This window comes from Azotobacter armeniacus, assembly GCF_054779355.1.
This window is the reverse complement of sequence record NZ_BAAGYK010000020.1, coordinates 1-22,037: the sequence shown is the minus strand read 5'-3', so window position 1 is coordinate 22,037 and position 22,037 is coordinate 1. Positions and strand designations below refer to the sequence as shown.

Here is a 22,037-nt window from a genome sequence, read left to right as displayed (position 1 = left end):
GGCATCACATCGCTCCTGACCACTGCCCCCTGCGATGGAAGGATGCAACCGGAACAAACCGGCGCACCCCGGAAAACAGTACCGCCCGGTCAGCCCACCCAGATCCGGGCGTTGCGGAACATTCGCAGCCAGCCGGCGTCTTCCTGCCATGCCTCCGGATGCCAGGAGTTCTGCACGGCGCGGAACACCCGCTCCGGGTGCGGCATCATGATGGTCACGCGGCCGTCGCGGCTGGACAGCCCGGTGATCCCCCGCGGCGAGCCATTGGGATTGGCCGGATAGCGCTCGGTGACCTTGCCGTGGTTGTCTACGAAGCGCAGCGCCACGCAGCCGGACAGATCGGCCTCGAGCAGGGCCTCCCCGTTCTCGAACTCGGCGTGTCCCTCGCCGTGGGCAATGGCGATCGGCAGGCGCGAACCGGCCATGCCCTGCAGGAAGATCGAGGCAGACTCCTGCACCTCCACCATGGCCACCCGCGCCTCGAACTGCTCCGAGCGGTTGCGCACGAAGTGCGGCCAGAATTCGGTGCCGGGAATCAACTCGTGCAGGTTGGACATCATCTGGCAGCCGTTGCACACGCCGAGGGCGAAGCTGTCCTTGCGCTCGAAGAAGGCCTGGAAGGCATCGCGGGCGCGGATGTTGAACAGGATCGACTTGGCCCAGCCTTCGCCGGCGCCGAGAACGTCGCCGTAGGAGAAGCCGCCGCAGGCCGCCAGCCCCTTGAACTCGGCGAGATCGACGCGCCCGGCGAGGATGTCGCTCATGTGCACGTCGAGCGCAGCGAAGCCGGCGCGGTCGAAGGCCGCCGCCATTTCGACCTGGCCGTTGACGCCCTGCTCGCGGAGGATCGCCACCTGCGGGCGCGCACCCTTCTTGATATAGGGCGCGGCGATGTCCTGCTCGACGTCGAAGGAGAGCTTCACCGACAACCCGGGGTTGTCCTCCTCGAGAATGACGTCGAACTCCTGATCGGCACACTCGGCGTTGTCGCGCAGGCGCTGGATGTAGTAGCTGGTCTCGCTCCACTGGCGCTGCAGCACGCGGCGCTCGGCGGCGAACACCGACTCGCCGTTGAAGTTGATGGTCACCTCGGCGCCGTTGAGCGGCCGGCCGATCACCGCCACGCAGTCGCCCAGACCGGCGGCGCTGAACTGTGCCAGCACCTCCGGGGTGGCGTCCTGGCGCACTTGGATCACCGCACCCAGTTCCTCGCTGAACAGCACGCAGGCCATCTCGTCACGGCTATCGGCCAAGGCATCGAGAGAGAGGTTCAGGCCGCAGTGGCCGGCAAAGGCCATCTCCAGCACGCTGGCCAGCAGGCCGCCATCGGAGCGGTCGTGGTAGGCCAGCAGATGGCCGTCGGCATTCAGTCCCTGGATCACCGCGAAGAAGGCCTTGAGATCCTCGGCGTCGTCGACGTCCGGCACCTCGCGACCGAGCCTGCCGTACACCTGGGCGAGGATGGAGCCGCCCAGTCGGTTCCGGCCGCGGCCCAGATCGATCAGGACCAGGTCGGTTTCGCCCTTGTCGAGGCGCAGCTGCGGGGTCAGGGTGCGGCGCACGTCCTGCACCGGGGCAAAGCCGGAGACGATCAGGGACAACGGCGCGGTGACGCTCTTGTCCTCGCCCGCTTCCTGCCAGCGGGTCTTCATCGACATGGAATCCTTGCCCACCGGGATGGTGATGCCGAGTGCCGGGCACAGTTGCATGCCGACTGCCTTCACTGTGTCATACAGGCGTGCGTCCTCGCCCGGGTGGCCAGCGGCGGCCATCCAGTTGGCCGACAGCTTGATGTCGGAGATCGTCGCGATACTCGCCGCCGCCAGGTTGGTGAGGGTCTCGCCGATGGCCATGCGTCCGGAGGCCGGGGCATCCAGCAGAGCCAGCGGGGTGCGCTCGCCCATCGCCATGGCTTCGCCGGTATAGACGTCGAAGCTGGTGGCGGTCACGGCGCAGTCGGCCACCGGCACCTGCCAGGGGCCGACCATCTGGTCGCGAGCCACCAGGCCGGTGATCGAGCGGTCGCCGATGGTGATCAGGAAGCTCTTGCTGGCCACTGACGGGTGACGCAGCACACGCTCGACCGCCTCGCCCAGCTCAAGATTGGCGGCGCAGAAATCGTCGCCCAGCGACGTCTCGCGGCTTACCGAGCGGTGCATGCGCGGCGCCTTGCCGAGCAGCACCTCGAGCGGCATGTCCACGGCATTGTTGGCGAAATGGCTGTCGGCCACCGTCAGCCGGCGCTCCTCGGTGGCCTCGCCGACCACCGCGAAGGGGCAGCGCTCGCGCTCGCAGATGGCCTTGAAGCGCTCGAAGTCGGCCGCATCCACGGAGAGCACGTAGCGCTCCTGGGACTCGTTGCACCAGATTTCCAGTGGGCTCATGCCCGGCTCGGCGTTGGGCACATTGCGCAGCTCGAAGCGGCCGCCACGGCCGCCGTCGTTGATCAGCTCGGGAAAGGCGTTGGACAGCCCGCCGGCGCCGACGTCGTGGATGAACTTGATCGGGTTGGCCTCGCCCAGCTGCCAGCAGCGGTCGATCACTTCCTGGCAGCGGCGCTCCATTTCCGGGTTGTCGCGCTGCACCGAGGCGAAGTCCAGGTCCGCCGAACTGGCGCCGGTGGCCATCGAGGAGGCCGCGCCGCCGCCCAGGCCGATCAGCATGGCCGGCCCGCCCAGCACGACCAGCTTGGCGCCGACCGAGATCTCGCCCTTCTGCACATGTTCGGCGCGGATATTGCCCAGGCCGCCGGCGAGCATGATCGGCTTGTGGTAGCCGCGCACTTCCTCGCCACGCGGGCTGCCGACCTTCTGCTCGAAGGTACGGAAATAGCCGGTCAGTGCCGGCCGGCCGAATTCGTTGTTGAATGCCGCGCCGCCCAGCGGGCCTTCGATCATGATGTCCAGCGCGCTGACGATGCGCTCGGGCTTGCCGTAGGGCTCTTCCCAGGGCTGCTCGAAGCCGGGGATGTTCAGGTTGGAGACGCTGAAGCCGGTCAGGCCGGCCTTGGGCTTGGCGCCGCGGCCGGTGGCGCCCTCGTCGCGGATCTCACCGCCGGAGCCGGTGGAGGCACCGGGGAAGGGGGCGATGGCGGTCGGGTGGTTGTGGGTCTCCACCTTCATCAGGATGTGCACCGGCTCCTGGCTGGCGCCATACTGGCGGGTTTCGGGATCGGGGAAATAACGCCCGGCGCAGAAGCCCTCGATCACCGCGGCGTTGTCCTTGTAGGCGCTCAACACGCCTTCGCGATGCAACTCGTAGGTGTTCTTGATCATGCCGAACAGGGACTTTTCCTGCGCCTGTCCGTCGATGTCCCAGCTGGCGTTGAAGATCTTGTGCCGACAGTGCTCGGAGTTGGCCTGAGCGAACATCATCAACTCGACGTCGTGGGGGTTGCGCCCCAGCTCGCCGAAGCTCTGCACCAGGTAGTCGATCTCGTCCTCGACCAGGGCCAGGCCCAGCTTGACGTTGGCCGCCTCCAGCGCGGCGCGACCGCCATCCAGCACGTCGACCACGGTCAGCGGCTTGGGCTGGGCGTGGCTGAACAGCGCGCCCGCCTCCTCCATGTTTGCCAGCACCAGCTGGGTCATGCGGTCGTACAGGACGGCGGCGACGGCCTGGGCATCGGCTTCGGACAGTTCGCCGGCGACATGATAGGCGATGCCGCGTTCGAGGCGCTCGATCTTGCCCAGACCGCAGTTGCGGGCGATGTCGGTGGCCTTGCTCGACCAGGGCGAGATGGTACCGAAGCGTGGCAGGACCAGGAACAGCCGGCCCACAGGCTCCTGCACTGGCACGCTGGGGCCGTAGCTGAGCAGACGGGCCAGCACCTTCTCCTCGTCGCCGGAGAGGGCGGCGGTCACTTCGGCGAAGTGGGCAAACTCGGCATACAGTCCGCTGACGGCGGGGACCTTCTGGGTCAACTGATCGAGCAACTTGCCATGACGGAAGGTGGAAAGGGCGGGAGCGCCGCGCAGGATCAACATCGTCGGAACAGCCTCGAAGGGGGAGCTTGGAAGCCGCTCATTCTACTCCATGGAGGTGCCGGACGCTAAGGATGCCGGGGCGCCGCGCCTGCTGGTAGGGCCACGCCCAGCCACGCCACTCGCCTGCCGATTTGCGTATACTACGCCAATGACCGACCGAACCGCGCTCCGCGGGCGCCGCGCCCACCGACTGTTGCCGACCTTACTTTTCCTGATGCTCATGGGTTGTAGCGAGTCCCCCCGGCCGTCGACCCTCCAGCGGGTTCAGGAGGAAGGCGTGCTGCGGGTCGTTACCCGTAATAGCCCAGCCACTTACTTCCAGGACCGCAACGGCGAGACTGGCTTCGAATACGAACTGGTCAAGCGCTTCGCCGACGATTTGGGCGTCGGCCTGCAGATCGAGACCGCGGACAACCTCGACGCCATCTTCGTCCTGCTCAACCAGCCCAACGGCCCCGAGCTGGCCACTCTCGGCCTGATCCCCAGCCAGGCGCACAGTCGCCTAGCGCTGTTTTCCCACCCCTATATGGACGTCACTCCCCAGGTCGTCTACCGCAACGGCCAGCGCCGCCCCACCCGCCCGCAGGACCTGGTTGGCAAGCGCATCCTGGTCCTCAAGGGCAGCAGCCATGCCGAGCAGTTGGCAGAGATCAAACTGCAGCTGCCGGAGCTGAAATACGGGGAGACCGCCGAGCTGGAAGTCGTCGACCTGCTGCATATGGTCGACGAAGGCCAGATCGACCTGACCCTGGTGGACTCCAACGAGCTGGCGATGAATCAGGTGTATTTTCCCAAGGTACGCGTGGCCTTCGACCTGGGCGATGCGCGCAGCCTGAGCTGGGCGGTAGCCGCCGGCACTGATCGCAGCCTGCTGGAGAAGGTCGACGTCTTCCTCGCCCAGGCCCAGAAGAAGGGCATCCTGCAGCAACTGAAGGAGCGCTATTATGGGCATGTCGAGGTGCTCGGCTATGTCGGCGCCTACACCTTCGCCCAGCACCTGCAGCAGCGCCTGCCGCGCTACGAACAGCACTTTCGCGAGGCGGCGAAGATGCAGGGGGTCGACTGGCGCCTGCTGGCTGCCATCGGCTACCAGGAGTCCCAGTGGCAGCCCAGCGCCACTTCCAAGACCGGGGTTCGCGGCCTGATGATGCTCACCCAAAGGACCGCCGAGGCGATGGGCGTGGCCAATCGTCTGGACCCCAAGCAGAGCATCCACGGAGGCGCCAAGTACTTCGTCCATGTCCACCAGAGCTTGCCGGAAAGCATCCAGGAACCCGACCGCAGTTGGTTCGCCCTGGCCGCCTACAACGTCGGCAGCGGCCATCTGGACGATGCCCGCAAGCTGGCCAAGAACGCGGGCCTGAACCCCAACAAGTGGCTGGACGTGAAGAAGATGCTGCCGCGCCTGGCGGAAAAGAAGTGGTACAGCAAGACCCGCTACGGGTATGCCCGCGGTGGCGAGCCCGTGCACTTCGTCGCCAACATCCGCCGCTACTACGACATCCTCACCTGGGTGACACAGCCGCAGATGGAAGGCTCGCGCATCGCCGAAAGCGGCCTGCACGTGCCCGGCCTGCCGAAAGACGAGCCGACCGCGAAGCCGCAGCTGTAAACCCCGCCAGCCTCAACCGCGCCGCGCCCTGAAGAAGGCCTTGAGGATCGCTCCAGACTCCTCCGCCAGCAGCCCGCCCTCGACCAGCACCCGGTGATTGAGGAAGTCCTGGGCGAAGAACTCCCCGCGACTGATCGCCACCCCGGCGCGCGGCTCGCTTGCGCCGAACACCACCCGGGCGATGCGCGCATGGACGATCAGCCCGGCGCACATGCTGCAGGGCTCCAGTGTCACGTACAGAGTGCTGCCAGGCAGCCGATAGTTGTCCAGCGTGGCGGCGGCGGCGCGGACCGCCACCATCTCGGCATGGGCACTGGGATCGCGACGGGAAATCGGGCAATTGAAGCCGCGCCCGACGATCGCGCCCTCCCGCACCAGCACGGCACCCACCGGCACCTCGCCCAGCCCGGCACCTTCGGCGGCCAGAACCAGCGCCTCGCGCATGAAATGTTCGTCCTGGCTGCGGTCGATGATCTGCAGGTTCTTCATGAATAAGGATCGGGTAGAGAATGAGAAAATATAGGCTGCCGCCTTATGCCACCTGGATCGCCGCCATCAGCCCCGTCTCCATGTGGTCGACGACGTGACAGTGGAACATCCACACCCCGGGATTGTCCGCCACCAGGGCGACCCGCGCGGTTTCCTGCTTGCCCAGCAGGTAGGTGTCGGTGAACCAAGGCCTCTCGATCTGCCGACGGTTGGAGTCGAGCACTTTGAAGCTCATGCCGTGCAGGTGGATCGGGTGCTGGTACTGGCTGAGGTTGCGCAGCTCGAGGATGTAGCTCTGCCCCTGCTTCAGGGTGGCGATCGGCCGCTCGGCACAGCTCTTGTCGCTGATGTCCCAGGCCTGGCCGTTGATCTGCCAGAACGTGTGCGTCGCGCCTTGGTCCAGGTCGACCGACACCGCACCGGTCCACTCGAAGTTGAAACGCAGCGTCTCGGCGGCGGCCAGGTCCGGTTCAGCGATGGGGTTGGCCGGCAAGGCCGGCGGCCAGTTACCGGCCGGCTCGCTGCTGACCACACTTTTCAGAGTCGCCAGGCGCAGCGGCCCGTTACGCAGCGGCAATTCCGTGCCGGCCGCCGGTACGCGCAGGGCCAGCTCTATGCGCATGCCCGGCCCCAGCCAGTACTCCTTGCCCAGCGGCTGTGGCGTCACCGGGTTGCCGTCCAAAGCATAGATGCGTGCCTCCGCCTGCGGCAGGTTGAGGCGGTAGGTCAGGGTGTTGTCGAGATTGAGCAGGCGCAGGCGCACGATCTGTCCGGCCGGCAGCTCGAGGGTTGGCACATGCACGCCATTGACCGTGGACAGCCGCCCCACGGTGCCGCCGCGGGCCGCCTCGCGTGGCACGCTGAACGCGCTGAAGGCACCTTGCCCGTCGACATGCCAACTCTTCAGACTCAGCGTGCGCTCGTGCCTGAAGCCGCTCGGCTCGCGCTCCTCGACGATCAGCGGGCCGACCAGCCCGCGGCCGAGCTGCTCGCCACTGTCAGTGTGCGGGTGGTACCAGAAGCTGCCCGCGTCCGGCACCCGGAAGCGGTAGTCGAAATACTCGCCCGGCAGCACAGGCAGCTGCGACACATAGGGCACGCCGTCCATCTCCAGCGGCAGGCGGATGCCGTGCCAGTGGATGGTGCTCGGCTCGGGCAGGCGGTTGACGAAGCGCACACGCAACCAGTCGCCCTGCCGCGCGCGCAGCTCCAGCCCCGGCGCCTGCCCGCCGTAAGCCCAGACGGACGTCCGGTGCCCAGGCACCAGCTCCACATCCAGCGGCGCGGCGATCAGCTCGTAGTCGTGGGTTTTCACCTCGCCTGGCCGGCCCAGCCAGTAGCGCGCGCCGCCGGCGCCCAGGCCGAGCACGGAAACTCCGGCCAAGCCGGCGAGGATCTGTCTACGGGTAGCACTCATGAAGTCAGGCTCCTGCCCGGCATGGCACAGCCATCGGGCGGTTGATCGTGGGCGCGGCATCCGGCCATTGATGAAATAGTTTCTCATTATCCATCGAGATCAACCATCGCCGCATCAACCACCCTTTCGCAGCGCTCGGAAAGACCCTGGCGGCAAGCAACCGGGCACGCGATGGACGACACGGGAGTTTTACCGGGATGACGGCGCACCCGGCCAGGCAGGCGCGGACAACAGGCGGGAGATTGCAAAGAACCGGCTACTATAAAAAAGAAGGCCGAAAATGAAAAACCTCATGGCCGCGACAGCCATGAGGTTTTGGCGAAAGCGGCGGCGATCAGGCGCCGCCCGGCTCTCCGGTGAACTCGACCAGCAGGTCTTCGTCGGTGACGATGGTCTGGCAGGCCAGACGGTAGGTGGGCGGGATATCACGCACGGCAGCACGCTCCTCTTCGGACTTCGGCAGCTTGCCGATGGACTTGAGAACGCTCCGCTCCTTGTCGGTCAGCATCATCCCCTTGATGCGCTCGCCATCGAGATGGGTGATCTTGACCAGACAAGAGCCACACTTACCATCCTGGCACTCGAAAGGAATCTTGATGCCGTTTTCCTGAGCGACACCCAGCAGCGTGGAACGCTTGCCGGCGACCGCCTGGACTTTCTTGTTGTGCGGCATGAGCGGCGAAGAAAAATAAATCGTAGCCATACAAAAATCCTTTCTGCAATTAATTACCAGTCCAACTCAAGTGCATTCATCACAACAACTGCAAAGATGCACCAACAACGAATAGCAACTTGGAAAAGCTGTAAAACTCTGTAGGAACAGCCCCTTACCAACAGGACCGTGAGGGCGATAATACTTACGAAGCGCCACCAACACAATGATTTTAATCATCGGAAAATTTCGGGAAAATTATCATCAAAATCATTAGCCAGACATCTAAATAAAACTTACGACTGGTTTGTCGAAAACTTCATAATATATTTCTTACTTGCACTTAATTATCAAATGCGAATGATATATCGAATATCATCATTTCGTGATGCCGGCCATGCTGGAGCAGAGCAATCGCGTGCTCTCGCTGTGGCGGCCAGGATTGGAGTATGCACGTACTTATGCGGGAGACATTTCCCGGGAGAGGCTGCGGGACCCGGAGCTGGCCCTGCGGCGGGAGGTCCACCGGCAAGCCCAGGAGCTGGGGTGATTTTGTGGGGATCACTCAGGGTCCGACCGGCTTTTCCGAACAGGGAGAAGCCGCTGGCCGGCGGAGCGGGGAAGCACCACCGACGCCCAGTGGGACGTCGGCGGCAGCCAGAGGGCGGGAAATGAACGGAGCGATGGCAGACGTCGGCTGCATGAGCCGCCGCCTCACTCCCACTCGATGGTGGCCGGCGGCTTGCTCGACACGTCGTAGGTAACGCGGGAGATGCCTTCGATCTCGTTGATGATGCGGTTGGAGACCTTCTCCAGCAGCTCGTAGGGCAGGTGCGCCCAGCGTGCAGTCATGAAATCGACGGTTTCCACCGCGCGCAAGGCGACCACCCAGGCGTAGCGGCGGCCGTCGCCGACCACACCGACCGATTTGACCGGCTGAAACACCACGAACGCCTGGCTGGTCTTGTGGTACCAGTCGAAGTTACGCAGCTCCTCGATGAAAATGTGGTCGGCGCGGCGCAACAGGTCGGCGTATTCCTTCTTCACCTCGCCGAGGATGCGCACGCCCAGGCCCGGACCAGGGAATGGATGGCGATAGACCATGTCGTAGGGCAGGCCCAGCTCCAGGCCGATCTTGCGCACCTCGTCCTTGAACAGCTCGCGCAGCGGCTCGACCAGCTTGAGGTTCATCTCTTCCGGCAGGCCGCCGACGTTGTGGTGGGACTTGATCACATGGGCCTTGCCGGTCTTGGCGCCGGCCGACTCGATCACGTCGGGGTAGATGGTGCCCTGGGCGAGAAACTTGATGCCCTCGAGCTTAGCGGCCTCGGCGTCGAACACATCGATGAAGGTGCGGCCGATGATCTTGCGCTTCTGCTCCGGGTCGGAGACACCGGCGAGGTTGGCGAGGAACTGCGCCTCGGCGTCGGCACGGATCACCTTGACGCCCATGTTCTCGGCGAACATGGCCATCACCTGGTCGCCTTCGTGCAGGCGCAGCAGGCCGTTGTCGACGAACACGCAGGTCAGCCGGTCACCGATGGCGCGGTGCAGGAGCGCCGCGACCACCGAGGAGTCGACGCCGCCGGAGAGGCCGAGCAGCACGTTGGCGCCGCCGACCTGGGCGCGCACCTGGGCGATGGCGTCCTCGACGATGCTGGACGGTGTCCACAGTGCTTCGCAGCCGCAGATCTCGCGCACAAAGCGGGTCAGGATGCGCAGGCCCTGCTTGGTGTGGGTCACCTCCGGGTGGAACTGCACGCCATAGTAGCAGCGCTTGTCGTCGGCCATGGCGGCGATCGGGCAGCTCGGGGTGCTGGCCAGCACATGGAAGCCCGGGGGAATCCCGGTGACCTTGTCGCCGTGGCTCATCCACACGTCGAGGCCGAGCACGCCGTCGTCGTCCACATGGTCCTCGATGCCTTCGAGCAGGCGCGCCTTGCCGACCACGTCGACGCGGGCGTAGCCGAACTCACGCAGATCCGAGCCCTGCACCTTGCCGCCGAGCTGCTCGGCCATGGTCTGCATGCCGTAGCAGATGCCGAGCAGCGGCACGCCGAGGTCGAACACCGCCTGCGGCGCTCGCGGGCTGTCAGCCTCGTGCACCGACTCCGGCCCGCCGGCGAGGATGATGCCGCGCGGGGCGAAGGCGCGGATGTCCTCATTGCTCATGTCGAACGGATGCAGCTCGCAATAGACGCCGATCTCGCGCACCCGGCGGGCGATCAGCTGGGTGTACTGGGAACCGAAATCCAGGATCAGGATACGGTGGGCGTGGATGTCTTGGTGGGCCATGGCCGTCTCTCGTAACGGAATTCACAAACGACACGGGGCTGAATCAAGCAGCCCCGTGTCGAAGATCGAAACTCGGAATCAACCTACCCGGTAGTTCGGAGCTTCCTTGGTGATCTGCACGTCATGCACATGCGACTCGGCCATGCCGGCGCCGGTGATGCGCACGAACTGCGGCTTGGTGCGCATGTCCTCGATAGTGGCGCTGCCGGTGTAACCCATGGAGGCGCGCAGGCCACCCATCAGCTGGTGGATGATCGCCGCCAGCGCGCCCTTGTACGGCACGCGCCCTTCGATGCCTTCCGGCACTAGCTTCTCGGCGCCGGCGGAGGAGTCCTGGAAGTAGCGATCGGACGAGCCCTGGGTCTGCGCCATGGCCCCCAGTGAACCCATGCCGCGATAGGCCTTGTAGGAGCGGCCCTGGAACAGCTCGACCTCGCCCGGCGCCTCCTCGGTGCCGGCGAACATGGAGCCCATCATCACGCAGTAGGCGCCGGCGACGATGGCCTTGGACAGGTCGCCGGAGAAGCGGATGCCACCGTCGGCGATCAGCGGCACGCCGGTGCCCTGCAGGGCAGCGGCGACATTGGCGATGGCGCTGATCTGCGGCACTCCAACCCCGGCAACGATACGGGTGGTGCAGATCGAGCCCGGCCCGATGCCCACCTTGACGCCGTCCGCGCCGGCCTCGGCCAGTGCCCTGGCGGCCTCGCCGGTGGCGATGTTGCCGCCGATCACCTGGACGTCGGGGAAGTTCTGCTTGACCCAGCGCACGCGCTCGATCACGCCCTTGGAGTGGCCATGGGCGGTGTCCACCACCACCACATCGACCCCGGCGGCGACCAGCGCCGCCACGCGATCCGGCGTCTCGGCACCGGTGCCCACCGCAGCACCGACGCGCAGACGACCCTGGTCGTCCTTGCTGGCCAGCGGGTAGGCCTTGGCCTTCTCGATGTCGTTGACGGTCATCATCCCCTTCAGGCGGAAGGCGTCGTCGACGATCAGCACGCGCTCGATGCGGTGCCTGTGCAGCAGCTGGCGGGCCTCCTCCTTGTCGGCGCCCTCGCGGACAGTGACCAGGCGCTCCTTCGGTGTCATCACCTCGCGCACCCGGGCATCCAGGCGGCTTTCGAAGCGCACGTCACGGGAAGTGACGATGCCCACCAGATCGCCGTTGGAGAGCACCGGCACACCGGAAATGTTGTGCTGGCGGGTCAGTTCGAAGAGGTCGCGGACAGTAGCGTCGGCCTCGATGGTGATCGGGTCGCGGAGCACACCGGCCTCGAAGCGCTTGACCTTGCGCACCTCGGCGGCTTGCTGGTCGATGGTCATGTTCTTGTGGATGATGCCGATGCCGCCCTCCTGGGCCATGGCGATGGCCAGACGAGCCTCGGTGACGGTGTCCATGGCGGCAGATACCAGCGGAATGTTGAGCTCGATGCCGCGGGTCAGGCAAGTCCTGAGGCTGACATCCTTGGGCAGTACGTCGGAATATCCAGGGATCAGGAGAACGTCGTCGAAAGTCAGGGCTTCTTGACTGATACGCAGCATGGCGGGGGCTCCCAGGCGGGAAAAAATGGAAGCGCGATATTATACCCAGCCACCGGGGCCGGCTCAATGTGCGTAGCAGCGCAGTTCGTCTCTTGCCAGCGCCCGGGCTATCGCGTTGTTCCGGTGGAAGCCGACCAGCAACCGCTCCCGCGCCCGGGTGATGCCGACATGGAGCAGGCGCAAGCGCTCGGGCAGCGCCGCGTCGGCCACCTCGCCCGGCGCCACGAAGGAGGCATCGAGCAGCACCACCGCCGGGAACTCCAGGCCCTTGCTGCTGTGGATGGCCATGAGCGACACCCGCTCCGCCTCGGCACAGTAGCCGCTGCGGGCCGCGCGGCCGTCCAGCCACACATGAGGCACGCCGAGCCCGGCCAGCGCCTCGGCCATTGCCTGGCCAGCGCCGCCCTCCGGATAGAGCACAGCCATGTCCTTCCAGGGCACGCCTTCGGCATGCCATTGCTGCAGACAGCGAGCGGCGTGGGCCAGCTCGCCGGCCAGCCGCTCGAAACGGCGCAGCACCGGCACTGGCCCCGAACCCCGGGCCGCCTGCGGCTCGAGCAGTGGAATGTCGCCCTCACCGGCCTGCATATGCTCCCCGGCCAGACGACCGGCAAATTCGAGGATTTCCCGGCTATTGCGGTGGTTGCGACGGAGCACGCTGCTGCGGCCCCAGGCCTGGATGCCCACACTGGCCAGGCTGAAGCCCTGTGCCGAGCGCTTCCGGTAGATCGACTGGGCGTCGTCATAGAGCAACAACAGCGAACCGCTCTCGGGATCGACCAGCCGAGTGAGCAGACGCAGCCATTCCGGCTCGAAGTCGTGCCCCTCGTCGATCAGCAGCGCGCCGTACTGGCCAGGGGGAATCTGCCCGCGCGCCAGCCCGGCAATCACCGAGTCAGCAACGCGCCAGTAGTACTCGTCCTCGCCCTCCAGCACCTCCAGCTGCCAGGTCTCGAGCTGCTGCTCGCACCAGGCGTGGAAGTGCTGGACCTGCACCCGCTCGCCGATACCGCGCGAGGCGACGAAGCGGCGCAGCCTGGCCGCCAGAGTGATGTTGAAGCACAACACCTGGATCGGCTTGTCCAGCGTCCCGGCCAGCTGCAGGCAGCGGTAGCCGAGGATCAGCGTCTTGCCCGAGCCGGCCACCCCGTGGATGACCCGGTGCCCCTCGCCCAAACTGCGGGCGAGGTGCTCCTGCAGCAAGTCCATGACCTGCATACCGTCCGACAGCGGCGCGACGGCCGCTGCATCCGCGGGTAGCGGCGCCATCAGGCCGTCGGCGCCGATGCGCAGCTCGGGAAACAGATGCCAGCGAATGCGGTCAATCTGCACCCGTGTCAGCCGGCAGGGGAAGCCCGGCTCGGACATCCGCCACAGGCGCTGCCGAAAGGCCTCCGGCGCCGTTTCGCGCAGGTCGTCTCGATAGAGGACCCGCTGCTCCGGCAGCAGCCGCTCGCGCACCTCGGGCGGGATGCCCTGCTCCACCTGGGCGCGGCCGATATCGCTGAAGATCACGCCCCAGCCAAAGGGGTAGACCGGCTTGCCGGCGTCGCGGCCCTCGGCCTGGCGCAGCAGCGGACTGCGCAGCAGATCGTTCACCACCTGCAAGGCGCAGTGCCGCGCCTGCGCCAGGGGATGCGCCACCTCATGGCACCCCTCGGCGGTTTCCAGGGTGCAGGTGGAGAGGGATATCCGCTTGATGCTGCCCGCCGTCCAGTCCCGCACCTCGAGGAACAGCAGACCGCGCCCGGGATGCAGGACGATGAAGTCGGAATGGCAGCGCGCCCTGCCCGGGCGAATGTCGTACCAGACCAGACAGTCGTCTGCGAGGCTGTCCTGCAGCACTCGGGCAACCCGTCTTTGCCCCGCTGTCATGCGGGAAAGACAGGCGCTGAGCGGCGGAATGAGTACGGCCATGGGGGCTCCCGGTATCCGGTGGCGACGGATTCCGCCCTGGCGGGGCGGGACGAAAGCCACCCATGGTAGAGGATTTCCCGCACGAGCGTCTCACTTCGCCGCCGGATCGCCAGGGCAATCGCGCTATATCCCTCTTGCCTTTGGCGACGATGGCCGGTAGTGGATCGATCTTTTCGAGCCCCTCTCATGCTGCCCAATCCCCAGCCCTGCTTCGCCGAACTCATCGACCCCCGCCGTGAAACCCGCAACAAGCTGCAGGCCCTGCAGGACATCGTCATGATCACCCTCTGCGCCAGCCTGTGCGGCTATGACGACCAGGTCAGCATCGAGGACTTCGCCCACGAGAACGAAGCCTGGCTGCGCGAGTTCCTGCCGCTGGCCAACGGCATTCCCTCGCACGATACCCTCAGCAACGTCATCGGGCGCCTGGAGCGCAAGGCCTTCGCCGACGCCTTCGCGCGCTGGATGCAGGACAGCCTGCCGGACCTCGACGCCCGGCACATCGCTCTCGACGGCAAGACCCTGCGCGGCTCGCGCCGGAACGGCAGTGCCGTACACCTGATGAGCGCCTTCGCGACCCAGACTACGTGCTGACCCTGAAGGACAACCATCCGACCCTGCGCGAGGAGGTGGCGCTCTGGCTGGACGATCAGACCGGCAAGGGCGCGCTGCCGATCCTGGAAACGCTCGACAAGGAGCATGGCCGTCTCGAGGTGCGTCGCTACAGCCTGAGCCACAACCTGGACTGGCTGGAGCCGAGGGCCGAGTGGAAAGGGCTGACGGCGCTGGGGCGAGTGGAGTCGACTCGCCAGGTGGGCGGCCAGGAAACGCGCGAGTGCCGCTATTTCCTGAGTTCGATCGGCGATCTGGAGCAGTTTGCCGGCGTGGTGCGCGAGCACTGGGCCATCGAGAACAGCCAGCACTGGGTATTGGATGTGCAGTTTCGGGAGGATGCCAATCGCAGTCGCAAGGATCACTCGGCCAGCAACCTGGCCGTGATACGTCGGGCCGCCCTGAACCTGATACGACAGAACGACAGCAGCAAGCCGAGCATCGACAGGCGGCGCATGCGCGCCTGCCCCCATGCGCCGTACCGAACACAGCTGCTATTTGGGGCAGAAGGTTCATAGCGCGATTGCCCTGGCCGGATCGCCTCGGACTGAAGGCCCTGCCGACCGTGACGGCCCGAACCCTTTCTGCTAGAAATCGGTCCCACCCGCCAAGGAGCCACCGCCATGCACATCGTCATCCCCGACGATTACCAGGACGTCATCCACACCCTCGACTGCTTCGCCCGGCTGCGCGACGCCGGCCACAGCCTGGAGATCTTCCATGATGCCGAGAATGACCCGCTGCGGCTCGCCGAGCGCTTCGCCGACGCCGACGCACTGGTGCTGACCCGCGAGCGCACGCGCATCGACGAAACCTTGCTGGCCTGCCTGCCACAGCTCAGGCTAATCAGCCAGACCGGCAAGATCGCTGCCCACCTCGACCTCGACGCCTGCACCCGCCACGGCGTCGCCGTGGCCGAGGGACGCGGCTCGCCGATCGCCCCGGCGGAACTGGCCTGGGCGCTGATCCTCAACGCCCGCCGCCGGCTGCAGCCGGCCATTGCCGCCTGCCGCGAGGGCCGCTGGCAGACCAACCTCGGCGAACGCCTGGCCGGGCTGACCCTGGGTATCTGGGGCTACGGCAAGATCGGCCAGCGCCTGGCCCGCTACGCCCAGGCCTTCGAGATGCCGGTGCTGGTCTGGGGCAGCGAAGAGTCGCGTAGCGCCGCGCGCGCCCACGGCCACCGCGCCGCCGAGTCGCGCGAGGCCTTCTTCGCCGAGGCCGACGTGCTCAGCCTCAACCTGCGCCTGGTGCCCGCCACCCGGCACATCGTCGGTGCCGAGGACCTGGCGCGGATGAAGCCCGACGCCCTTCTGGTCAACGTCAGCCGCGCCGAACTCATCGCCCCCGGCGCCTTGCTCCGCGCGCTGGACGCCGGCCGGCCGGGCTTCGCCGCCCTCGACGTGTTCGAGCAGGAGCCGATCCTCGACCCCGCCCATCCGCTGCTGAACCACCCGCGGGTGCTCTGCACCCCGCACCTGGGCTACGTGGAGAAGCATGGCTACGAGCTGTACTTCGGCGACGCCTTCGACAACCTGCTGGCGTTCTTCGCTGGTGAGCCGCGCAACTTGGCCAATCCGCAGGTGCTGGCGGGGCAGTAGTGGCCTGTCTGGTTGAGTCGATGGGTCAACCGAGGCTCCGGTACGGCGTTGCCGCTCGGGGCGCTCGCGAGGGGGCTTCGGCAGCAGGATCGCTGCGGGTATACACTGCTGGCTCGCCCGAGGAGCCCAGCATGCACCAGGTCCTGTCCCTGCGCCGCTACCACCATGAACAGCTCGCCCACAGCCACGCCCATGCCCAGCTGGTGTTCGGCCTGTCCGGCTGTCTGGACTTCGAAGTGGCCGGCCACGGCTGCCAAGTGCTCAGCCAGAGCCTCGCCGTGGTCCCGCCGGAAGAACACCACAGCTGCGTCGCCCCGGCCGGTAGCCATTGCCTGGTACTGGACCTGCCGTCGGACGACTGGCTGCGGCAGCGCCTGGGCCGGCATGCCGATGCCAGCCGGCGGCTGCTGGAAAATCCCGGCCGGGTCCAGCTCGACACCGCGCAGAGCCAGTTGGTGAGCTGGCTGGCGGCCAGCCCTTTGCACGACGAGGTGATCGCCCAGCAGGGCGCCGCACTGCTGCTGGTCAGCCTCAGCGATGCCCGCGCAGCCCATGCGCCGGCGAGCCTGCCGCTGACGGCCATCGACGCGCACATCGACCGCCACTGCGCCCACCCGCTGCAGGTAGCCGACCTGGCGCGGCTGTGCGGCCTGTCCGCGGCGCGCTTCCATATGCGCTTCCTCGCCGAGACCGGGCTGACGCCCATGGAGCATGTGCGCGCCCGGCGCCTGCGCCTGGGCCGCGAGCTGCTGCTGGGCAGTGCCCTGCCGGTCGGCGAGATCGCCGCACGGGTCGGCTACGCCTCGCAGAGCGCCTTCACCGCCGCTCTGGTCCGCCAGCTCGGCGTCACCCCGCGCCAGCTGCGCCGCGAGTCGCGCGACAAAGGCTGCGAGTAGCGCGACAGACCGCGGCCAGCGGCCTGCCTAGACTGCCCGGATCGACCGGGAGTCCCGCACCGTCCTCCAGTGCACGCGGCACCCTCTGCGGGATGCGCCCCGCATGAACCTCCGCCCCATCGCCTTCGGACTCCCCATGCAACATCGCTCCGCCCTGTTCGCCCTGCATCTGGGCGCCCTGCTCTTCGGCCTGTCCGGCATCTTCGGCAAGCTGGCCCTGGCCGCGCCGCTGGTAATCGTGTTCGGCCGCGCGCTGTTCGCCGTGGCCGCCCTGCTCCCGTTCGCCCGCCCGAACGGAAACTGGCTGCGCCCCAGCTGGCGGCGCCGCCTGGCGCTGGCCGGCGCCGGCCTGCTCCTGGGCGGGCACTGGTGGAGCTTCTTCATCGCGGTGAAGGTGTCCGGCGTGGCGGTGGCCACCCTGGGCTTCGCCAGCTTCCCGGCCTTTACCGTGCTGCTGGAGGGGTTGCTGTTCCGCGAGCGGGTGCGTGCGGCCGAATGGGGCGTGGTCGCCCTGGTCAGCCTAGGCCTGGTGCTAGTCAGTCCGAGCCTGGATCTCCACAGTCAGGCTACCCTCGGCCTGGTCTGGGCGGTGCTCTCGGGCCTGCTGTTCGCCCTGGTATCGGTGTCCAACCGCGCCACCACCCCGGGCGTGAAGCCGGCGCAGGCCGCGCTCTGGCAGAACCTCGCCATCCTCGCCTGCAGCCTGCCGCTGGCCTGGTCGCAACTGCCGACAGTGCGCGCCCTCGACTGGCTGTGGATAGCCTTGCTCGGCCTGCTCTGCACGGCCCTGGCGCACAGCCTGTTCGTCGCCAGCCTGCGCATGCTCAATGCCCGCAGCGCCTCGGTGGTGTTCGCCCTGGAGCCGGTCTACGGCATCCTCTTCGCCTGGTGGCTGTTCGACGAGCGGCCCGGACTGCGGATGCTCGCCGGCGGCGCGCTGATCCTGCTGGCCACAGTGATTTCCGCCCGCCTGAGCAGGCGCGCCCCGCCGGTCGACGATCTCAATTAATGCCATAGCTGCGTTTGGCCGGTAGGTGCCAGCGCGGTTCCCGACGCCGCCGCGGCGGCTTATGATGCCGGCCATGCTCACCGATCCCTTCCAACGTCTCGGCCTCGACCGGGAAATCCTCACCGTCAGCCAGCTCAACGGCCGCGCCCGCGTGCTGCTGGAGGACGTGTTCGCCCAGGTCTGGGTCGAGGGCGAGATCTCCAACCTCGCCCGCCCGGCCTCCGGCCACATTTATTTCACCCTCAAGGACCGCCAGGCCCAGGTGCGCTGCGCGCTGTTCCGGCAGAACGCCCTGCGCGTGCGCGAGGCCCTGTGCGACGGGCTGGCGGTGCGGGTGCGCGGCCGGGTCTCGCTGTACGAGGGGCGCGGCGACTTCCAGCTGATCCTTGACCTGGTCGAACCGGCCGGCGACGGCGCCCTGCGCCTTGCCTTCGAGGCGCTCAAGGAGCGGCTCGCCGCCGAAGGCCTGTTCGCCGCCGAGCGCAAGCGCCCGCTGCCGGCCCACCCGCAGCGTATCGGCATCGTCAGCTCGCCGACCGGCGCGGTGATCCGCGACATCGTCTCGGTGTTCCACCGCCGCGCGCCGCAGATCGAGCTGACCCTGATTCCCACCGCGGTGCAGGGCCGCGAGGCGGTGGCGCAGATCCTCCATGCCCTCGAACTGGCCGACCGCCGGGGCTTCGACGCGCTGATTCTGGCCCGCGGCGGCGGCTCGCTGGAGGACCTCTGGTGCTTCAACGAGGAAGCCGTGGCCCGTGCCATTGCTGCCTGCGCAACGCCGCTGGTCAGCGCCGTCGGCCACGAGACCGACGTGACCATCGCCGACTTCGTCGCCGACGTGCGCGCGCCGACCCCCTCGGCCGCCGCTGAACTGCTGGCCCCCGACAGCAGCGACCTCGAGCGCCGCCTCGACGGTCTGCAGCGCCGCCTGCAGCAACGCATGCAGCACCTGCTCGCCACCCGCCGCCTGCAGCTCGACGGCCTGACCCGGCGCCTGCGCCATCCCGGCGAGCGTCTGCAGCAGCAGGCCCAGCGCCTCGACGATCTGGAACTGCGCCTGCAACGCGCCATGCAGCGGCATCTGCAGGGTAGTACCGAGCGCCTGGCGCGCCTCGATACCCGCCTCGCCGCCCAGCATCCCGAGCGCCTGCTCGGCCTGCTGCGCCAGCGCCTGGAACACCTTGGCGAACGCCTGCCGCGCGCCATGCAGGGCGCCCTGCGCGAGCGCCGCCAGCGTCTCGAGGCCACCGCGCAGACCCTGCAGGCGGTCAGCCCGCTGGCGACCCTAGGCCGTGGCTATGCGATCCTCCTCGACGAACAGGGCCGGGCGATCCGCGCCGCTGCCCAGACCCGCCCCGGCCAGCGCCTCAGGGCGCGTCTCGCCGAGGGCGAGCTGGATCTGCGCGTCGAGGCCCCCTCCCCACCCCAGCCACAGTCGGACTGAACCGATGAGCGAGTTGAACCGGGCGATTCCGGCCTTCGCCGAACCCGACTGGGCGCAGGTCGCCCGCATCCCTGTGGCCGACTTCGGCGAAGCTCTGTGCACCCTGCGCCTGGCCCCCGCGCTGCGGGTCTACCCGGCCTACCGCCACCTCGGCATCCCCGAGGCCGTCGACGACTGCCAGGTGCGCCAGGAAGTCTTCGAGCGCCTACTGCGCGCCGCCGAGCGCCTGCCCGCCGGCCTGGCGCTGGTGGTGCTCGACGGTTGGCGGCCGATCGCCGTGCAACAGCACCTGTATCGCACCTTGGAATCAGCCATGGCGCGGCATCATCCGCAGGCCGACGCGGCGACCCTGCAGCGCCTGACCCGCCAGTTCGTCTCGCCGCCCAGCCGCGACCCGCAGGCGCCGAGCCCGCACCTGACTGGCGGTGCGGTAGACGTGACCCTGTGCGACACCCAGGGCCGCGGGCTGGACATGGGCTCGCACTTCGACGAGGTCGGTCCCCGCGCGTTCAGCGCCCACTACGAGACGGCGGCCGCCGGCGACGGCGCCGCACTGGCCATCCGCGACCGCCGCCGGCTGCTGCATAACGCCATGCTCGAGGCCGGCTTCAGCAACCTGCCGAGCGAGTGGTGGCACTACGATTTCGGCGACCAGCTGTGGGCCTGGTACCGCGGCCAGCCGGCGGCGCTCTACGGCCCGACCGAGCCGCCCAGCCTGGAAGGCCTGTGGCAGCAGCAACTGGCCGAACGCTTCGCCAGCCCGACCTGAAACCCTCGAATTGCCGGAGCCCGTCATGTCACGCCTGCTCGCCGCCTGTTTTGCCCTGCTCCTCGCCCTGCCCGCCCATGCCGAAGGCTTTCTTAGCCGCCTGCTGGACAAGCCGGTGCCCGGCGGCGTGGCGGTCATCGACCTGGGTGACGGCCTCATGGCGCCGCAGGTGCGCTACCAGGACAAGCCGGTGCTAACGGTCCGCGAGGACGGCAAGCGCTGGATAGCCATCGTCGGCATCCCGCTGTCGGTCAAGCCGGGCACGCAGCGGATCGAGGCGGACGGCCGCTCCCTCGCCTTCCAGGTCGAGCTCCGCCACTACCGAGAACAGCGCATCACCCTGAAGAACCAGCGCCAGGTCGACCCAAACCCGGAGGACCTCAAGCGCATCGAGCGCGAGCTGGCCGAGCAGACCGACGCCTACCGGCGCTTCGATCCGCGCCAGCCGAGCAACCTGCTGTTCGACAAGCCGGTCGCCGGCCCCCTGTCCAGCCCCTTCGGCCTGCGTCGCTTCTTCAACGGCGAAGAACGCAACCCTCACTCCGGACTGGACTTCGCCGTGCCGGCCGGCACCCCGGTCAAAGCCCCGGCGGCCGGCAAGGTGACCTTGGTCGGCGATTACTTCTTCAACGGCAAGACGGTGTTCGTCGACCACGGCCAGGGGCTCGTGAGCATGTTCTGCCACCTGTCCAAGGTCGAGGTGCAGGTCGGTGACGAACTGCCCCGCGGCGCCGTGCTCGGCCGGGTCGGCGCCACCGGCCGGGCCACCGGACCGCACCTGCACTGGAACGTCAGCCTCAACGACGCCCGGGTCGATCCGGCGATCTTCATCGGCGCGTTCAGCAAGTGATGGTCGAGCAAACAACGGCAACCCCCGGTTTCCTGCTCGCGGAGTAACCGGGACCCCCGCCCTTGGGTCTGCCATCCTTGCCAGCGACGCCATGTCGGACTAAGCTCATTGAACTAAGTCAAGTAGACAACCCCATGCACACAGTCAACATCCATGAGGCGAAAACCAATCTTTCGCGCTTGATCGAACAAGCTGTCAAAGGGGAGCCCTTCATCATTGCCAAGGCGGGCAAGCCCCTGGTGAAAGTCTCTCGACTGGATGCCCCCGACACGACACGGGTGAAACGTCTGGGTTTCATGGCCGGCCAGATCGCTGTGCCGGACGATTTCGACCGCATGGGCAGCGAAGAAATCGAGCAGCTGTTTGGAGGCGACGCTTGAAGCTGCTGCTCGATACCCATCTGCTGCTGTGGGCCGCCGGCACACCTGAGCGACTCTCGGCGAATACCCGTGCACTGCTTGAAGAACCGGAAAACGAACTGTTCTTCAGCGCCGCGAGCCTATGGGAAATCGCCATCAAACGCGGCCTCGGCAGGAACGATTTCCAGGTCGACGCGCGAGTACTACGCAGAGGCTTGCTGGACAATGGCTACAACGAACTGCCGATCACCAGCGAGCACAGCGTTGCGATCGACACCCTGCCACCGATTCACAAAGACCCATTCGACCGAATTCTGATCGCCCAGGCGATGGTCGAGGGCATCGTCCTGCTGACAGCCGATGCGCTGGTTGCGCAATACCCTGGACCGGTGTGGCAGGCTTGACCCCTGAACCGAACGCAAACCCGGGTCTGTCCCCGACTGCAGCCCTATGAACCATCGTATGCAGCGCTTCGATCGAAAGCGCTCCATGAACCCCATCTTCAACCGAGGTAAAGGCCCGCCGATGCTGTGCTCCCGATTTCTTTCTGGAGCCCGTCATCATGATGCGACCCGACGCCA

At 67.1% G+C, this 22,037-nt stretch carries 18 protein-coding genes and 1 pseudogene; 12 read left to right on the top strand and 7 right to left on the bottom strand.

The genetic code is table 11. From position 1 onward, the window contains the following. Nucleotides 1-89: 89 nt before the first annotated feature. A complete protein-coding gene (gene purL / locus ACYVD0_RS04860) occupies nt 90-3,986 on the bottom strand; it encodes a phosphoribosylformylglycinamidine synthase (protein WP_460425753.1) in 3,897 nt (1,298 codons plus the stop codon). A gap of 148 nt (nt 3,987-4,134) precedes the next feature. Here purL and mltF point away from each other — a divergent pair, with 148 nt between their 5' ends. Then, entirely contained in the window at nt 4,135-5,598 is a 1,464-nt protein-coding gene (gene mltF / locus ACYVD0_RS04855; RefSeq protein ID WP_460425752.1) for a membrane-bound lytic murein transglycosylase MltF, read from the top strand. 12 nt (nt 5,599-5,610) lie between these two features. Here the strand turns inward: mltF and tadA are convergent, their stop codons facing one another. From tadA to ACYVD0_RS04840, 3 genes are all read right to left on the bottom strand, one after another. Beyond that, nucleotides 5,611-6,087 (bottom strand): nucleoside deaminase, encoded by a 477-nt coding sequence (tadA, locus tag ACYVD0_RS04850; protein ID WP_460425751.1) that lies wholly within the window; start codon nt 6,085-6,087, stop codon nt 5,611-5,613. 43 nt (nt 6,088-6,130) lie between these two features. After that, nucleotides 6,131-7,504 carry a multicopper oxidase family protein gene (locus tag ACYVD0_RS04845; protein WP_460425750.1) on the bottom strand — a complete coding sequence of 458 codons (1,374 nt, stop codon included), beginning with the start codon at nt 7,502-7,504 and terminating at the stop codon, nt 6,131-6,133. Nucleotides 7,505-7,838: 334 nt separating this feature from the next. Beyond that, complete coding sequence (locus ACYVD0_RS04840; protein WP_460425749.1) at nt 7,839-8,207, bottom strand: 2Fe-2S iron-sulfur cluster-binding protein; 369 nt, start codon at nt 8,205-8,207, stop codon at nt 7,839-7,841. A gap of 355 nt (nt 8,208-8,562) precedes the next feature. Between ACYVD0_RS04840 and ACYVD0_RS04835 the strand changes: the two are divergent. Further along, a pseudogene (locus tag ACYVD0_RS04835) lies at nt 8,563-8,706 on the top strand (IS4 family transposase); the annotation flags it as partial. A gap of 164 nt (nt 8,707-8,870) precedes the next feature. Here the strand turns inward: ACYVD0_RS04835 and guaA are convergent. The 3 genes from guaA to ACYVD0_RS04820 all read right to left on the bottom strand — a co-directional run bounded on the left by guaA (nt 8,871) and on the right by ACYVD0_RS04820 (nt 13,916). Continuing rightward, a complete protein-coding gene (guaA, locus tag ACYVD0_RS04830; RefSeq protein WP_460425748.1) occupies nt 8,871-10,451 on the bottom strand; it encodes a glutamine-hydrolyzing GMP synthase in 1,581 nt (526 codons plus the stop codon). A 78-nt stretch (nt 10,452-10,529) separates the two neighbouring features. Beyond that, entirely contained in the window at nt 10,530-11,999 is a 1,470-nt protein-coding gene (gene guaB, locus ACYVD0_RS04825; RefSeq protein WP_460425747.1) for an IMP dehydrogenase, read from the bottom strand. Nucleotides 12,000-12,062: 63 nt separating this feature from the next. Next, on the bottom strand, nt 12,063-13,916 hold the full coding sequence (locus tag ACYVD0_RS04820; RefSeq protein ID WP_460425746.1) for a 3'-5' exonuclease: 1,854 nt from the start codon (nt 13,914-13,916) through the stop codon (nt 12,063-12,065). 186 nt (nt 13,917-14,102) lie between these two features. Here ACYVD0_RS04820 and ACYVD0_RS04815 point away from each other — a divergent pair, with 186 nt between their 5' ends. From ACYVD0_RS04815 to ACYVD0_RS04770, 10 genes are all read left to right on the top strand, one after another. Continuing rightward, a complete protein-coding gene (locus tag ACYVD0_RS04815) occupies nt 14,103-14,510 on the top strand; it encodes an ISAs1 family transposase (RefSeq protein WP_460425745.1) in 408 nt (135 codons plus the stop codon). Beyond that, entirely contained in the window at nt 14,504-15,046 is a 543-nt protein-coding gene (locus tag ACYVD0_RS04810) for an ISAs1 family transposase (RefSeq protein ID WP_460425744.1), read from the top strand. Before ACYVD0_RS04815 ends, ACYVD0_RS04810 begins: the two co-directional genes overlap by 7 nt. Nucleotides 15,047-15,151: 105 nt before the next feature. Beyond that, the gene (locus tag ACYVD0_RS04805; protein WP_460425743.1) at nt 15,152-16,129 is read left to right on the top strand and encodes a D-2-hydroxyacid dehydrogenase family protein; all 978 of its coding nucleotides are present in this window, start codon (nt 15,152-15,154) and stop codon (nt 16,127-16,129) included. Nucleotides 16,130-16,260: 131 nt separating this feature from the next. Further along, nucleotides 16,261-17,025, top strand: a complete 765-nt coding sequence (locus ACYVD0_RS04800; protein ID WP_460425742.1) for an AraC family transcriptional regulator — start codon at nt 16,261-16,263, stop codon at nt 17,023-17,025. 136 nt (nt 17,026-17,161) lie between these two features. Next, nucleotides 17,162-18,034 (top strand): DMT family transporter, encoded by an 873-nt coding sequence (locus ACYVD0_RS04795; protein ID WP_460425741.1) that lies wholly within the window; start codon nt 17,162-17,164, stop codon nt 18,032-18,034. Between the two features lie 73 nt (nt 18,035-18,107). Continuing rightward, complete coding sequence (xseA, locus tag ACYVD0_RS04790) at nt 18,108-19,478, top strand: exodeoxyribonuclease VII large subunit (protein WP_460425740.1); 1,371 nt, start codon at nt 18,108-18,110, stop codon at nt 19,476-19,478. A gap of 4 nt (nt 19,479-19,482) precedes the next feature. Then, the gene (locus ACYVD0_RS04785) at nt 19,483-20,247 is read left to right on the top strand and encodes a M15 family metallopeptidase (protein WP_460425739.1); all 765 of its coding nucleotides are present in this window, start codon (nt 19,483-19,485) and stop codon (nt 20,245-20,247) included. Nucleotides 20,248-20,272: 25 nt separating this feature from the next. Beyond that, nucleotides 20,273-21,097, top strand: coding sequence for a peptidoglycan DD-metalloendopeptidase family protein (locus tag ACYVD0_RS04780; protein ID WP_460425738.1), 825 nt, complete (start codon nt 20,273-20,275; stop codon nt 21,095-21,097). Between the two features lie 134 nt (nt 21,098-21,231). Next, nucleotides 21,232-21,477: a type II toxin-antitoxin system Phd/YefM family antitoxin gene (locus ACYVD0_RS04775; RefSeq protein ID WP_460425737.1), complete on the top strand. Its 246-nt coding sequence runs from the start codon at nt 21,232-21,234 to the stop codon at nt 21,475-21,477. After that, nucleotides 21,474-21,860, top strand: a complete 387-nt coding sequence (locus tag ACYVD0_RS04770) for a type II toxin-antitoxin system VapC family toxin (protein WP_460425736.1) — start codon at nt 21,474-21,476, stop codon at nt 21,858-21,860. The genes ACYVD0_RS04775 and ACYVD0_RS04770 overlap by 4 nt, the downstream gene beginning before the upstream one ends. Nucleotides 21,861-22,037: the final 177 nt, after the last annotated feature.